The organism is Nitrosopumilaceae archaeon AB1(1) (assembly GCA_033471095.1).
GTDB lineage: Archaea > Thermoproteota > Nitrososphaeria > Nitrososphaerales > Nitrosopumilaceae > Nitrosoabyssus > Nitrosoabyssus spongiisocia.
The window spans coordinates 672,122-687,091 of the sequence record CP136752.1; the positions used below are offsets into that span (position 1 = coordinate 672,122).

General features: G+C 33.5%; 17 protein-coding genes and 1 tRNA gene. 13 read left to right on the forward strand and 5 right to left on the reverse strand.

Features of this window, described 5'->3' with window-relative positions:
• The first annotated feature begins 33 nt into the window (after positions 1–33).
• The 6 genes from R1F52_04045 to R1F52_04070 all read left to right on the forward strand — a co-directional run bounded on the left by R1F52_04045 (position 34) and on the right by R1F52_04070 (position 4,053).
• A tRNA-Gln gene (locus R1F52_04045) sits at positions 34–124 on the forward strand.
• An 84-nt stretch (positions 125–208) separates the two neighbouring features.
• On the forward strand, positions 209–1,525 hold the full coding sequence (locus R1F52_04050) for a UDP-glucose/GDP-mannose dehydrogenase family protein (protein ID WOV93807.1): 1,317 nt from the start codon (positions 209–211) through the stop codon (positions 1,523–1,525).
• Positions 1,526–1,753: 228 nt separating this feature from the next.
• Positions 1,754–1,993, forward strand: coding sequence for a hypothetical protein (locus R1F52_04055; GenBank protein ID WOV93808.1), 240 nt, complete (start codon positions 1,754–1,756; stop codon positions 1,991–1,993).
• Positions 1,994–2,006: 13 nt separating this feature from the next.
• Positions 2,007–2,348, forward strand: coding sequence for a hypothetical protein (locus R1F52_04060; protein ID WOV93809.1), 342 nt, complete (start codon positions 2,007–2,009; stop codon positions 2,346–2,348).
• On the forward strand, positions 2,341–3,663 hold the full coding sequence (locus tag R1F52_04065) for a UbiD family decarboxylase (GenBank protein WOV93810.1): 1,323 nt from the start codon (positions 2,341–2,343) through the stop codon (positions 3,661–3,663). The genes R1F52_04060 and R1F52_04065 overlap by 8 nt, the downstream gene beginning before the upstream one ends.
• A 156-nt stretch (positions 3,664–3,819) precedes the next feature.
• Positions 3,820–4,053: a hypothetical protein gene (locus tag R1F52_04070; GenBank protein ID WOV93811.1), complete on the forward strand. Its 234-nt coding sequence runs from the start codon at positions 3,820–3,822 to the stop codon at positions 4,051–4,053.
• A 4-nt stretch (positions 4,054–4,057) separates the two neighbouring features.
• Here R1F52_04070 and R1F52_04075 read toward each other — a convergent pair whose 3' ends face one another.
• The 3 genes from R1F52_04075 to asd all read right to left on the reverse strand — a co-directional run bounded on the left by R1F52_04075 (position 4,058) and on the right by asd (position 6,664).
• Complete coding sequence (locus R1F52_04075) at positions 4,058–4,987, reverse strand: heme o synthase (GenBank protein WOV93812.1); 930 nt, start codon at positions 4,985–4,987, stop codon at positions 4,058–4,060.
• Positions 4,988–4,990: 3 nt separating this feature from the next.
• Positions 4,991–5,455: an Lrp/AsnC family transcriptional regulator gene (locus R1F52_04080; GenBank protein ID WOV93813.1), complete on the reverse strand. Its 465-nt coding sequence runs from the start codon at positions 5,453–5,455 to the stop codon at positions 4,991–4,993.
• Between the two features lie 129 nt (positions 5,456–5,584).
• Positions 5,585–6,664 carry an aspartate-semialdehyde dehydrogenase gene (gene asd, locus R1F52_04085; GenBank protein WOV93814.1) on the reverse strand — a complete coding sequence of 360 codons (1,080 nt, stop codon included), beginning with the start codon at positions 6,662–6,664 and terminating at the stop codon, positions 5,585–5,587.
• Between the two features lie 89 nt (positions 6,665–6,753).
• On the opposite strand from asd, the gene R1F52_04090 reads away from it, so the two are divergent.
• The 5 genes from R1F52_04090 to R1F52_04110 all read left to right on the forward strand — a co-directional run bounded on the left by R1F52_04090 (position 6,754) and on the right by R1F52_04110 (position 10,882).
• The gene (locus R1F52_04090; GenBank protein ID WOV93815.1) at positions 6,754–7,779 is read left to right on the forward strand and encodes a histidinol-phosphate transaminase; all 1,026 of its coding nucleotides are present in this window, start codon (positions 6,754–6,756) and stop codon (positions 7,777–7,779) included.
• Entirely contained in the window at positions 7,779–8,615 is an 837-nt protein-coding gene (locus tag R1F52_04095; GenBank protein ID WOV93816.1) for a cobyric acid synthase, read from the forward strand. The genes R1F52_04090 and R1F52_04095 overlap by 1 nt, the downstream gene beginning before the upstream one ends.
• Entirely contained in the window at positions 8,615–9,577 is a 963-nt protein-coding gene (locus R1F52_04100) for a cobalamin biosynthesis protein (GenBank protein ID WOV93817.1), read from the forward strand. Before R1F52_04095 ends, R1F52_04100 begins: the two co-directional genes overlap by 1 nt.
• On the forward strand, positions 9,570–10,304 hold the full coding sequence (cobS, locus tag R1F52_04105) for an adenosylcobinamide-GDP ribazoletransferase (protein ID WOV93818.1): 735 nt from the start codon (positions 9,570–9,572) through the stop codon (positions 10,302–10,304). Before R1F52_04100 ends, cobS begins: the two co-directional genes overlap by 8 nt.
• Positions 10,301–10,882, forward strand: a complete 582-nt coding sequence (locus tag R1F52_04110) for an NTP transferase domain-containing protein (protein WOV93819.1) — start codon at positions 10,301–10,303, stop codon at positions 10,880–10,882. The genes cobS and R1F52_04110 overlap by 4 nt, the downstream gene beginning before the upstream one ends.
• Here the strand turns inward: R1F52_04110 and R1F52_04115 are convergent.
• Complete coding sequence (locus tag R1F52_04115; GenBank protein ID WOV93820.1) at positions 10,865–11,062, reverse strand: 30S ribosomal protein S27e; 198 nt, start codon at positions 11,060–11,062, stop codon at positions 10,865–10,867. The genes R1F52_04110 and R1F52_04115 overlap by 18 nt on opposite strands.
• Entirely contained in the window at positions 11,059–11,340 is a 282-nt protein-coding gene (locus R1F52_04120; protein ID WOV93821.1) for a 50S ribosomal protein L44e, read from the reverse strand. The genes R1F52_04115 and R1F52_04120 overlap by 4 nt, the downstream gene beginning before the upstream one ends.
• Before the next feature lie 102 nt (positions 11,341–11,442).
• Here R1F52_04120 and R1F52_04125 point away from each other — a divergent pair, with 102 nt between their 5' ends.
• Positions 11,443–13,191, forward strand: a complete 1,749-nt coding sequence (locus R1F52_04125) for an adenine deaminase C-terminal domain-containing protein (GenBank protein ID WOV93822.1) — start codon at positions 11,443–11,445, stop codon at positions 13,189–13,191.
• Between the two features lie 172 nt (positions 13,192–13,363).
• Positions 13,364–14,968 carry a thermosome subunit beta gene (gene thsB, locus R1F52_04130; GenBank protein ID WOV93823.1) on the forward strand — a complete coding sequence of 535 codons (1,605 nt, stop codon included), beginning with the start codon at positions 13,364–13,366 and terminating at the stop codon, positions 14,966–14,968.
• Positions 14,969–14,970: the final 2 nt, after the last annotated feature.

The following is a 14,970-nucleotide window of genomic DNA, read 5'->3' on the forward strand; positions in this document are numbered from 1 at the left end:
TTAAGGTAATATGGCACAGTTTGATCATCCGGCAGCCCGGTAGTGGATTATATCCGCCGAGTGTAGCGGTCAAGCATAGGGGCCTTTGAAGCCCTTGACCCCAGTTCGAGTCTGGGCCGGGCTATTTCTTATAACATTTTAATTTCTTGTACCATTTTCTAAATAAATGATTTATATAATTTAGAAAAAATATTTTCCTTGATACTAATTGGTAAAATCTATCTCAATTATTGGTCTGGGCTTTGTAGGTTTATCGTTGGCTGTTGTAAGTGCAGATAAGGGGTATAATGTAATTGGCGTTGATACCAACAAGTCCAAATTAGCAAAATTAAAACAAGGTCACGTTGATTTTTTTGAACAAAATCTTCCAAAATATCTCAACAAGGCAATAAAATCAAAACGAATTGAATTTACTGATAATTTGCATCATGCAATTCTTGCCTCCAGTATGACATTTCTGTGTGTTGGTACTCCGTTAAAAAACTCTAGTATTGATCTATCTTTTGTAATCAAAGCTGCTAAAGATATCAATTCTATTCTAAAGAAAAAGAAAACATATCATACTCTTGTAGTGAAGAGTACTGTTATTCCACAAACAACTAGAGATGTTATACTACCAATTTTCTCTACTCTCATAAAGAAAAAACGTGTTGATGTATTTGTAAATCCTGAATTTTTGCAAGAAAGTAGAGCAATACATGATGTTTTAAATCCACACATGATTGTAATCGGTAAATACACCAAAAATAGTAAGGCACTTGATGTTTTTTATAAAAATTTTTATAAAAAAATGCCGCCTATTATTTACACCGACATTACTAGTGCTGAATTGATCAAATATGCGAATAATGCATTTTTAGCTACAAAAATTAGTTTTATCAATTCCTTTGCAAATCTGTGTCAGAATTTACCTGGTACTGATATTACCACTATATCCGAAGCACTAGGTTTGGATCCACGTATTGGTCCCATGTTTTTACAGGCAGGACCTGGTTTTGGAGGTAGTTGCCTTCCTAAAGATCTAAACGCATTGATTAATTTCTCCAAGCAATTTGATGGAGTGAATTCTTTATTCAAGGCTGTGAATTCTGTAAATGAAACGCAACCAAAAAAAATTGTGCATATCTTATCTGAAAATAATTTACTTTCAGGCACAACTATCTCTATACTGGGATTATCATTTAAAAAAAATACTGATGATATACGTAGTGCTGTCTCTACAAAGTTGGTAAAATTGTTATTAAGATATGATGTAAAAATTCGAGTTCATGATCCAATGGCAATTCCAAATTTTAAATCCATATTTAATAATAAAATTAAATATAGTTTAGATATTAAATCCTGTTTAGATGGCTCTGATTGTTGTATAGTGTTAACAGAATGGGATGAATATAAAATGTTAAAACCTAATAGAATTTTTAGTTTATTAAAAAATCCAAATGTTATAGATGCACGTAGAGTTTTCAATCCATCTGAATTCGCTAAATTTAATTTTCATGCAATTGGTCTTGGATCATCGTGCTGATCTATACAATTATTACTCTCTAGATTATTGCGCCTATAAACATCATAATTAATTTATTATTAATTTAAATTAATTTATTGTTAATTTAAATTTAATTATTATTAATTTAAATTTATTTATTTTATACACATCTTTTAAATTTTTGTCAAATTTATTTACTTATTTTCTCTAAATTTTATATTCATAGTTATATACTACATTTTTTAGAGATAGTATAGTGATGTATCTTTGACGTGTAAAGGAATATGTGTACGCTATAAAGCTCAAAAACCAGTTGGTACTGGTCGTTATGCTTCTGGTCAACGTAGATGCCAAATTTGTGAGATTTTTATAAAATGGGAAGGTCTTTGGTGTCCTTGTTGTGGATATCGACTTCGAACAAAACCTAGAAATCTAAAATATAAGGCAAAATTACGAGCAAGAGTTGAAGCAGACGCAAAAAGTGCAGAAGCTACTACTGATGAATAGGCGATATTTGTAATTGGAGCAATCAAATAATTTTTCAACTAAAATTATTAAAATCTCATCTAAATCTCTTATATTTAATATTCTAAAGTTTGAGAACGGCATAATTCTCTCAATCTCTGAAAATCTGAATAAACTTGGTTCAATGATGTTATCAATAGGAACAGGACCTACTCCAATAGCTACTATGCTTACTCCTTCTAAAAAAAATTTTACCGTATTGCGTTTAATAGCTGAACCAATTAGTACAAGCATCAAAGGAATTGTATTGGTATCTATGTTTACCGAATCCGAATTGACAAATAGTGAAATAAAGTTACTTTTAACCGAAGTGAAGGCTCTGACTCAAAATGTCTGATTTAAGAAATTATATATCTATTTTAGAAAATTCTGGAGATCTTACAACTATTACAAAGCAAGTTAGTACAAAATATGAAATTGCCTCTATAACATCCAAGGTTGATGGTTTGTCTGCCATTCTATTTGATAATATTGCAGAAAGTGATTTTCGTCTAGTCTCCAACTTGGTAGGGAGTAAAAACCGTTTTGCGCAGGCATTAAATGCTACCGTCTCGACTATTCATGACAAAATTATTCAAAGTATAGACATTGCTGAAAAACCAAAATTACTACAAGATGGTCTTTTTTTAAAAAACCAATCAACTAGTGCCTCTATATTGCCAGTTGTAACTCATTTTGAAAAAGAATCTGGCCCATTCATCACTTCATCAATTGTACATGTAAAAAATCCTGAAACAAATGAACAAAACTCTTCTTTTCATAGACTGATGCCAATAGATGATACTCATTTTTCTATACGTATGGTTCAAGAAAGACATCTAGATCGTTGTTTTCAAAGTAGCAAGCAACAAAACTGTGATCTTCCTGTTGCAATTACTATTGGTGTACATCCGGCAATATCCATCGCATCAGCATATCAAGCTGTATGGGGTTATGATGAAATGAATATAGCAAATGTCTTACTAGATAAGAAATTATCACTTTGTAAATTACCAAATACTGGACTATACGTTCCTGCAACTACTGAAATTGTACTAGAAGGCAAGATATTATCAGATGTCACACATGAAGAATGGATGGTTGAAATGCTACAAACCTACGATCACAAACGTTCTCAGCCTGTGTTTGAATTAGAGCGACTATACTATCAAGATAATCCGATATTTCATGATATACTATCCGGATATACTGAACATCGTCTATTAATGGGAATGCCAATAGAGGCCAAATTGAATCATAATTTAAAAAAATTATTCTCTGATGTGACTAGTATAGTTTTGAGTGACGGTGGTTGTAATTGGTTACATGCAGTGGTTCAAATCAAAAAAACATCTACAAGTGATGTACCAGAAATTATAAACAAAACTTTCACAGCACACCGTTCTTTAAAACAAGTTACTGTCGTAGATATTGATATTGATCCTAATTCTGCTACCGCAATTGAATATGCTATGGCTACACGTTTTCAAGCTGATAAAGATCTACTAGTCATTCATAATGTACGCGGTTCAAGTTTGGATCCGTCTAGTAATCAAGACACTCTTACAACCTCTAAACTTGGCATTGATGCTACTATTCCTCTGGATAAAAAGTCTGAAGGTTTTGAATTGGCACACATACCATTTGATGCAGATCTTCAAGACTATACTTGATACCCATATAGCTTTTAAATAACCGAATTATTTTCTAGCTAACTATTGACTATTTGGGCTGATTATCTAATCTCTGCTGTTCAATATGATGATGATCGTAAAATTGTTAAAGCGCGTTAACACATTGAGACTGATAAAGGAATTACTAATGGTGATGTGATAAATCGCTCTACAATTCTTACTAATATCAAACACGGTAAAACTTACTCTACCATTTATCAGTCATTATCTACATGGACAAGAGGCCAGTCTATCTCAGCAAATCATGTTATGGGTACATCATACCTTCGTATTGATAAAAACAAGGTTGAATATGATCACTTGGGCTCTGTAGTTGAACTCGACTTGCAAGAAATAATTAGTAATTCCACAACTCTTCCTGCAAAATAATATTTTACAGCACTGAATCTACCATTAATCCGATAAATAAAACTGCCAAATATGGACTTGAAAATTTAAACAAAACCCATGCAGTCTTCTCTGTTGCATTACGTAAAACCCACCCGCTTAATACTAGCATAAGTATTCCTGATGCTATGGCAGTCCACAAATAGATTTGCCCGGTAACAGGTTCACCATTTTGTAATGTTAGAAAGAACGGTATGATGCTAAATGCAGTCATAACAATTGTAGATATTGCAATAGTCCTTGATGCAGATGATTCAGATTGAACCGCTGTTAACATTGGGACATTTACTTTAATGTAATCTTCTTTGAAGTGAAGTGTAAGTGCCCAAATATGCATTGGTATCCAAATGAATACTAGTCCTGCCATGATTAATCCTACAGTCCATAAATCACTAGTGGTAACTGCAACCCAACCTATCAATGGAGGGGATCCTCCACATAGTCCTCCTAAAATTATATTACTTCGATAATTTCGTTTTAACATATGTGAATAGATTAAAACATTATTGAATAATCCAAACGCAATAAATCCTGCTGCTAATAATCCCTGTTCTATTGTAGTAGTAAATGAGATCATCCCAGCTGTTACTAGGGAAATCCCTGCAAGTACAAGTCCAAAGTCTCTTGCGTTCTCTGCTGGATAGATTCGTTTTGATGGGATGGGTCTGTCTTTTGTTCGCTCCATTATAGCGTCTATATCTCTGTCATGATAATTTGTTAGTGTATTTGCAGCTGCAGATCCTGTCCCTACTGATACGATGACCAAAATCCACGTTATGGGTGATACTTGTATACCGTAAATATTGGAGGCTATGACAATTGCCGAAATTGCTGTAAAAAGTAATAGATACCAAATTTTTGGCTTGGTAAGTTCATAATAAACAGCAATTTGTGATTGTACATGTGATATTTGCAATTCTTACAACTTCCCCATCAATCTTGGTATTGCCTTTGTAATTCCATTCATCTCTATAAAACTCTCTGATGATAAAATACCATCAATTCTACCAAATTCTTCTGACGTCAATTTATGTAAATCATCCAAAGTCTTTGAATATGTAGTGACTATAATATCAAACCTACCTGTGACTTCTGCAATTCCACACACCTCTCCAATTTTTAGTAATTCCTCTATTACGTAATCACGTTTTTTTGTATTCATTTTTAGACCTGTCAGAGCCTTTACATTATAACCTAACTCTTGAGTATTAACTACTATGGTGTAATATTTTATAATTTTCTTTTTTAAGAGACGATTAATTCTAGAATATATCATACTTTGTTTAATGTTTATTTTTTTTGCCAAATCTGGTATTGATATTGATGCATCATTCACTAATTCTGTAATTATACTCACATCAGTTTTGTCAATCTTTGTTGGCATAATTTAGACATATTTCGTCTCAATTTATAAATTTAATACATTAGATATGTGAAATTGGCAATTGATATGACACACACCCATCATATAACTGAGTATTTGAAAATTAATAAACTGTCAGGTTGATAAAATCTAAAACTTACCTTTTTCAAGAAGCATCTCTGCTAACAGTATAACTCCCTTGGCAGAACCCATTTTTTTATTATGTGAGAATAATACATACTTTAAACCATGATCAAACAACTCTTCTTTCTCTAATCTGCCCATTGTTGTTGTCATGCCATCTCCGACATTCCGTTCCATTCTAGGCTGAGGTCTTGTGGGATCTTGGTGAACTACAAAATAGTCTTTTGGAGCAGATGGTAGTGAAGATACTGAAATATTTTTACTAAATTCCTCGACTGTCTTTTTAGCATCATCAGGGACTATCTCTTTTTCTGTCTCTACAAATACTGATTCAGTATGACCATCAATTACTGGAACACGTGTACACGTACATGATATTTTGATATCTGCATCTTTAATTTTACCATTATCTAATTTACCAAGAATCTTTCTCGTCTCCACTCTTACCTTGCCCTCCTCTTTTGGTATGTATGGTATTATATTGTCAGTTACATCCATGGCAGAAACTCCAGGTGATCTACCTCCGCCAGAAATTGCTTGCATACTGGTCATTAGAATTTTTTTTGCACCATATTTTTCATGTAATGGTTTCATTGTAATTGCTAAACCAGTTGTGGTACAGTTTGGTAATGGGGCAACCCATCCTTTCCAATTACGGTTTTTTTTCTGAATCTCTAATAATTCAATATGTTCATCGTTAATACCTGGTATTAATATTGGAACATCATCTTCATATCTGTATGCTGAGGATGTAGAAATTACAGGAATGTCTTTGGCAAATTTAGTTTCAATATCTCGAGCTGCATTAGATTCTACGGCTGAAAATACTAAATCCAACTTTGACGTATCAATTTGATCGACAGATAATACTTGCATATCTTTTATATATTCTGGAACCTCTCCGCCAATCTCCCATTTGATAATTCCACTATCCACATCTCTTATTGCGTCGATGTATTTTTTCCCAGACGATCTCTGCGAAGCTGCAATTTGTGTAATTTCAAACCATGGGTGACTATTCAATGACTGCACAAATTCTTGTCCAACTGCTCCTGTTACCCCTATTACCGCTACTCTCTTTTTCATATACCCATAATTAACCTAGATTCAATTAATAATCCTAACTACTTGTACCCTAACTGTTGAGAGTAAATAAAAATTTATCCTCTTATCGTGTGGCATCACACGGAGGAAAAAATGCTATAACAGATCCTAAAATACTTGATTTCAGCTCAAGTACAAGTCCTATACTACCAAAATTTGTAAATGACTCGATGAAAGATCTTTCACTAATATCAGAGTATCCATATCCACAGCATACTTTACTACGAAAACAATTATCCAAACAGTTCAAAATTTCTCCCTCAAATGTTATAATTGGTAATGGAGCTGTGGAAATAATTTATGATTTTTGTAAAGCGTTTTTGAATAATTCTATTGATGTATTAATTCCTACACCTACATTTAGTGAATATGAATCTGCGACAAAATTAGCCAACTGTAAAATTCATTTCTTTAAGACTATGGATTTGTCTAAAAATTTAAAATCATTTTTAAAGAAAATCCCACACAACGGATGTGTATTTATCTGTAATCCAAATAATCCCACTGGAAAATTACTTGGGAAAGAACAGATGCGATTAATACTTGAAACTGCTCGTAAGAATTCTTCTTTTGTATTTGTAGATGAATGTTTTATGGATCTTGCTACATCAAATCAATCCGTAATACCTCTACTTGATAAATATACTAATCTATTAATTTTAAAATCATTTACAAAATCTTTTGCTCTTGCTGGAATACGAATTGGCTTTGCGTTATCTTCAAAAATTGTAACATCTACGTTATACAAAGTAAAAATTCCTTGGAGCGTAAATGGATTGGCGCAGAAAATAGCAATAGAGGCATTGAAAAATAAATCATATATAATTAATGCTAGAAAATTGATACAAAAAGAGAGGATATATCTGACTTGCTCTATATCTGGGATATCTGGGTTCAAATGTATAGAGACATCTGCTAATTTTATACTTATTAATAGTAGAAAATCGTCAAAATTGGTTTGTAAAAAACTCCTATCACATCATATTCTTGTACGTGATTGCAGTACATTTAGAGGTCTTGATGATCATTTTATCCGAGTATCTGTAAAGACACACAAGAACAATGTTAAACTCGTCGAGGCCTTGGAGGTTATCTGATGGCTGCAATAATGATACAGGGTACTTCGTCTGGTTCTGGAAAAACAATTCTAGTTGCTGCACTGTGTAGAATATTTTCAAATCTAGGCTACAAAGTCTCTCCATTTAAATCACAAAACATGTCAAATCTTGCCATCAAACATCATGGTTTGTACATCTCTCANAGTCAAGCATTACAAGTTATTGCTGCTAGAACTGATATTTCTCCAGATCTGAACCCAATACTCTTGCAACCACGTGCAAACAATACAAGTAGAATAATTCTCCTAGGAAAGCTGTACAAAACAATGAAGATTAATGATTATTATAACAAATTTGTTTTAAAGAAAGGCTTGGATACGGCCGTATCATCTTTAAACAAATTATTGAATCAAAATGATTCTGTTATACTAGAAGGAGCCGGTTCACCGGCTGAAATTAATCTTACCAGATATGATATTGCAAACATGAAGATGGCCAGTAGAGCCAAAGCTAGTGTAATATTAATATCTGATATTGAACGAGGTGGTTCCTTTGCAAGTATATCTGGCACTATCTCCTTGTTGTCAAAAAAACATCAAAATCTGGTATCTGGCGTTATCATGAATAAATTTAGAGGAGATCCAGATATTTTAAAACCTGGATTTGTAAAATTACAGAAAATAATTAAAAAACCAGTCTTGGGGGTAATACCTATGCTAAATATGAGACTGCCTGATGAGGACTCTTTGGACTCTACTAATCCTATCTTGTTTAACCAAAAAAACTTGAAATTTATGAATACAGAAATTGATAAAATGAGCAAGATTATTCATCAAAGTATTGACATTAAAAAAATACAGGATATGATTACTTGATGTATGAAATAATTCCCATAGTATTAATCGCACTACTCCTTGATGTAACATTTGGTGATGTGAAAACTCGTTATCATCCTACTGCATGGATTGGTAGGTTGATAGCATGGTATACTAGATTACTAAAACCATTAGCAAATCAACGATTAGCCGGTGTTATTCTAGTCTGTTTGGCAGTACTTGTTCCAATAATTACACTTGGTTTATTCGATTATACCACATCATTATTTTCTAATAATTTCTATACTGGAGTTGTAATTATTTTTGTTAGTGCAATTTTATTAAAGACAACATTTGCTATACGAGGAATGCACAAACATGCCATGTTAGTATTGAATGCGTTGAAAAATAATGATTTAAAGACATCTAGGAATAGTCTTGCCATGATAGTAAAACGTGATACTAGCACTTTAGATTCCCAACATATTTTGTCTGGTGTACTGGAAAGTATTAGTGAGAATACTGTTCACGGTATTACTGCCCCATTATTTTATTTTGGATTATTTGGATTGCCTGGAGCATTTACATATCGATGTATTAATACATTAGACTCTATGATAGGGTATAACAACAAACTCTTTGCTAAATTTGGTTGGTTTGCAGCAAAATGTGATGGAGTTTTAAATTACATTCCATCTAGACTTACCTGTGGAGTCATGATTATCTCCTCAATACTACTTGGATACGACTGGCGTGGTGCGTATAGCATTATGATTCGTGACGCAAAAAATACTGAATCGTTAAATGCTGGATATCCAATGGCAACCCTTGCAGGCGCTTTGGGTGTGCAACTTGAAAAATCTAATCATTATTCTCTTGGCGATGATATTAATCATATTAGCATTCAACATGTACAAGACTCGATAAAAATCATGATTCTAACCTCAATTCTGTTCTGCGGAATGATTGTCATTCCACTGGCACTTTTCTTATCATACATTGGATGGTGGTTACATGTATAGAGGTTTGATCTCACTCGTATCCTTTCTAACCATACTCCCTACTAGGAATTCTACTCTTGAGAATACTGCAAATAATATGCATCTATTTCCTGTCGTAGGCATATTTCTAGGTGTAATATTTGGACTTGTTGGATTTGGTCTTGATTATGTAGCTTTGGATTCATTAATAATTGGATTAATTCTAGTCGGTGTCATAACTATTGTAACTGGCCTTCATCATATTGATGGTCTTTCTGATTTTGCTGACGGTATGATGACTTCAGGTTCTGCAGAGAATAAACGTCAGGCTATGAAAGATGTAAAAACTGGCACTGCTGGAACTCTATCCTTACTGTTGTATCTATTAGGTATGATCATAGTGATATCAAAACTTGATGGTATTGGATTTATCTATACTCTATTAATTGCAGAGACACTGGCCAAATTCTCTATGGTACTAATTACATCCTTGAATAATTCTGCAACATTAGGTAGCAATACCCCCTTTGTTCATATAATGAAAGACAGACGTAGAGTTGTTGTAGCTTTTGCAATAACTATTATACCTATATCATTACTTGCCATAACTGGTGACTTTGTTGGCTTTGCTGCACTAGCAAGTGTAGTGATATTAGTATTAATCATTAGTTATCTTGCAAAAAAACATCTTGGTGGTCTAACCGGAGATGTAATTGGAGTGACTAACGAGCTGAGTCGTTTGTTTGCAATATCTGTGATGGTTCTATGATTGGTGTTGTAATGGCAGGAGGATCCGGAAGCCGTATGAATTTGGATACTGAAAAATTACTCTTGGATATTCATTCAGAGCCATTAATTATTCATGTTGTACAAGCACTAGAAAAATCTAAACAGTTCTCTAGAATCATCTGCGCTGTTAGTCCAAAATCACCTAAAACACAGTCATTTCTTAGAGATGAATCACTAGATGTCATATCAACTAGGGGTCTTGGGCACGCAGAGGATCTAAATCAAGTGTTGCAGCAATTACATGATGATGTACTAGTTGTACCCGGTGATTTACCACTACTTGATGATACCATCATATCTGAAATATATTCCAAATACACAAAACCGTGGACATGTATAGTTTCAAATATAGATTTTCTCACACGTCATAATTTACATTCTGAATATACTTGTACGATGAATAACACCACACTATGTTACACTGGAATAAATATAATTAATTCCAGAGACATTACTAATCTTGATCTAATTAGTGAGCATTTGGAAATAATTGATGATGTTAGAGTTGTAACAAATCTGAATACTAAACACGATTATGACTCATTCTGCAGAGTCTAGTTTGGCGCCGTGAATTTTAGCTATTGAACCGGTTGGACTTGCAAGTAAATTTCCACAAGAATTACAAATTACCTCTGTTGAAATGTGCGAGTAGACAACCTGAACCTCTTTACATTCAAAGCATTCAATTTTACGAAATGTACTCGTTGGTTTTGGAATAAGTATGTGATTCTTTTTCATGCTGCTACCAACTCAAATTTTCTCATTCTAATACCTGATTTACTAAATTTCTTTTTACAAACTGTACATAACATAATAGCTGCAAATTTTTTCGTAGTCTTTGCAGGTTTTGCAAGTTTGGGGAATTTTTGTCCACCATACCCTTTTTTATCTTTGGCGTGTCGTCTCTCTCCAATAGCAGAGCCACGTCTCTTTCCTGCTTTGTATGCTGATACATTTTGCACAGTATGAGTATTACACTTTGGACAAAATTTTCGCATTTTTTTTGGTATATTCAATATCACTTATTCTTTAAATTCCTTAATTTAAGTATTGAATCGTAAATATTCTTTTAATCATCAAATCTTTACATAAATACGATTCATAGTATGATACAATGTATGAATACTCTATCTAAGATAACACGATTAAATTCTACGGCTATGGGTAAATTAAAGGCTGATTCGGTATTGACTAATTGTAATCTGGTCAATGTGTATACTGGCAAAGTGCAACCCAAGTATCAAATTGCCATATCCTCTGGTATTATCGCCTATGTGGGCAAAGATGCAAGTCATACCATCTCGAAAAACACCAAAGTCATTACTATGAATAACCAATTTGTATTACCAGGACTTGTAGATCCACACATACACATTGATCAATTTGTAGTACCGTCAGAACTTGCAAAACAATGTCTATTACACGGTGTTACCTCATTATTCTCTGATCCAATTGATATAACTGGAACTCTTGGCTATTCTGGATTTAAAAAATTTGTAAAATTATGTAACAATTTACCAATTCGTATATTCAATACGATACCTGGAGGACTACCAATTGATCCTAAACTGAGTACTGGTAATAGACTGAAACAATCTGAAATTAAAGATGCTTTAAAATTACCAAATGTTGTAGGACTTGGTGAAGTATTTTCATGGACAAAAGTTATTGATCGTGATCCAACAATCATGAAAACAATTTCTATGATGTTAGATAATCATTGTATAATTAATGGTCATACCGCTGGCATGTCCGATAAAAAATTAAATGCCTATGTCTCTTCTGGAATATTATCCTGTCATGAGCCAATAAATTATTCCCAAGTATTACAACGACTTGAACTTGGCATGTGGGTAATGATTCGACAAGGCTCAATTAGACGTGATCTAAAAGAAATCATAACAGATGTGATTAGTCATGATACACCTGTAGATCATCTAATGTTCTGCTCAGATGGAATTGATCCCTATGATATGAAGAAATTTGGTCACATTGATCACTGTATTAATGAATCCATAAAACTTGGACTAGATCCTATTCGTGCTATTATGATGGGTTCTAGAAATTGCTTTGATTACTATAACATGTCTGATAGATTTGGTAGTATCGCACCTGGCAAATATGCTGATATTATTACCACTAATAATTTGAAATCTATAAAACCTGATTTAGTATTTGTGGGAGGAAAAATGGTAGTGAATCGTGGTAAATTAATTGTGAAAATACCAAAACCACAAATTCCAAAATCCATGTTGAATACTGTACGATTAGATACAGTCCAACCAAGTGATTTTATGATATCATCTACCAAAAGTTCGGTGTTGGCAAATGTCATACATCTAGATACTGAAATTATAACACACGTTGATCAAATTCATCTAGATGTAAATAATAATGATGTCGTTTTGAATAATAATCTGTGTAAAGTTGCCTCATTTGATAGACAAGGATCTGGGAAAAGAACTATAGCTCTTTTGAAAAATTTTGGTTCTAATGTAGGGGCGTTTGCATCATCATGGTCCTTTCATGAAAATGATATAATTGTAATTGGAAGTGATGATACAGATATGGCCCTAGCTGTAAACAAGTTGAAACAAAGTCAAGGTGGTATTATTTTGATTGATAAAAAACATATCATATCTCATTTGAAATTCAATTTTGGAGGAATAATATCTACTGAATCATTTGATAAAGTGTATGATAATTTTTCACATTTACAAAAATCTCTTGGTCAATTACATTGTAATTTTTTACGACCACACCTAATTCCAATGTTTTTGCCTTTTTTGTCATTACCCTCTATACGATTACTACATACAGGACTTGTCGATGTTAAGCAACGCAAATTCCTTCCTGTCTTGGCATGATTTAGATCTTACACATCTAACATGAGTGATTTTTCTCTAGATTGTATTCGGGTTCTGTTGCGTTATTGGGTATTTTAACTATTTTTCCTCTACGGTTCTGTGAATAACACCCAAAGATGTTACAGAACCTGTATTCGTAAGGGTTAAAAATAGGATTTTTCCCTATATCACTATGGCATCGATTCAACAGACTCCTCAAGGACCTGTTTTAGTTTTAAAAGAGAGCGCATTACAGCAAAAAGGCAAAGACGCTCAACATAACAATATTCAGGCCGCCAAACTAGTCTCTGATCTAGTTCGCTCTAGTCTAGGTCCTCGTGGTTTAGATAAAATGCTTGTAGATTCACTAGGCGATGTTACAATTACTAATGATGGAGCTACTATGCTCAAAGAGATTGATGTCCAACATCCAGCAGTTAAAATGCTTGTAGAGATATCAAAGACAATGGATAATGAAGTAGGCGATGGTACTACCTCTGCTGTTGTATTGGCCGGTTCTCTGATTTCAAAGGCAGATGAATTATTAAAAAAAGAGATTCATTCTTCAATAATTGTAGAAGGATATCAGATAGCTGCAGAGAAGACACTTCAATTATACGATGAAATTACAACCAAGATTCAAACTACTGATCAAACTACACTTCTTAAAGTTGCATCTACTAGTATGCAATCCAAACTAATTTCTGAAGACAGTGATATTTTATCCAAAGTTGTTGTAGATACAGTACAACGTATAGCTACTAAACAAGGTGAAAAAACCAAAGTTGATTTAGATAATATTAAAGTGGAGAAAAAAACTGGTGGTTCTATACAAGATACAATGATGATCGAAGGAATTGTTTTGGATAAAGAGATTGTTCACTCTGGTATGCCAACAAAAATCACTAATGCTAAAGTTGCCCTAATTAATACTCCTGTAGAAGTTGCCAAGACTGAGATTAGTGCAGAGATTCGAATCACAAATCCTTCACAAATGCAAATGTTCCTAGATGAAGAACAGTCTATGCTTAAAGAAATGGTGGAAAAGATTATTGCTGCAGGAGCTAATGTGTTGATTTGTCAAAAAGGAATTGATGATATCGCTCAACATTACTTGGCAAAGAATGGAATCTTGGCAGTACGACGTGTTAAAGAAAGTGACATGACAAAACTTGCTAAAGCAACTGGAGCTACTATTACTACTAATCTAGATGATCTACAGACCACCTCACTTGGTAATGCAAATTTAGTACACCAGAAAAAAGTTGAATCTGATAAATGGGTATTCATTGAAGGATGTCAAAACCCACAATCTGTTACACTATTAATTCGTGGCGGCTCACAACGTGTAATTGATGAAGTTGATCGTTCAATTAATGATGCAATAATGGTAATAAAAGATGTGATGGAATCTCCACGTATCGTACCTGGTGGCGGTTCCACAGAGGCATATATTGCATCTAAATTAAAAGAATGGGCAGATAGTTTTAATGGACGTGAACAATTGGCAATTAAAAAATATGCTGAAGCATTAGAAACAATCCCAATTGCTATTGCTGAAAATGCTGGAATGGATCCAATTGATAGTATTGCTACTCTACGTTCACGACAAGCCGGTGGCGTAATATCTACTGGTATTAATGCAAAAACTACCGAAATTGTAGATATGACTACACTTGGTATTTTAGAGCCTACAGTGGTTAAAGAGACTATGATAAAATCTTCCACTGAAGTGGCATGTATGATTCTACGCATAGATGATGTCATAGCCGTATCTGGCGGATCTTCTGGTCCATAGAT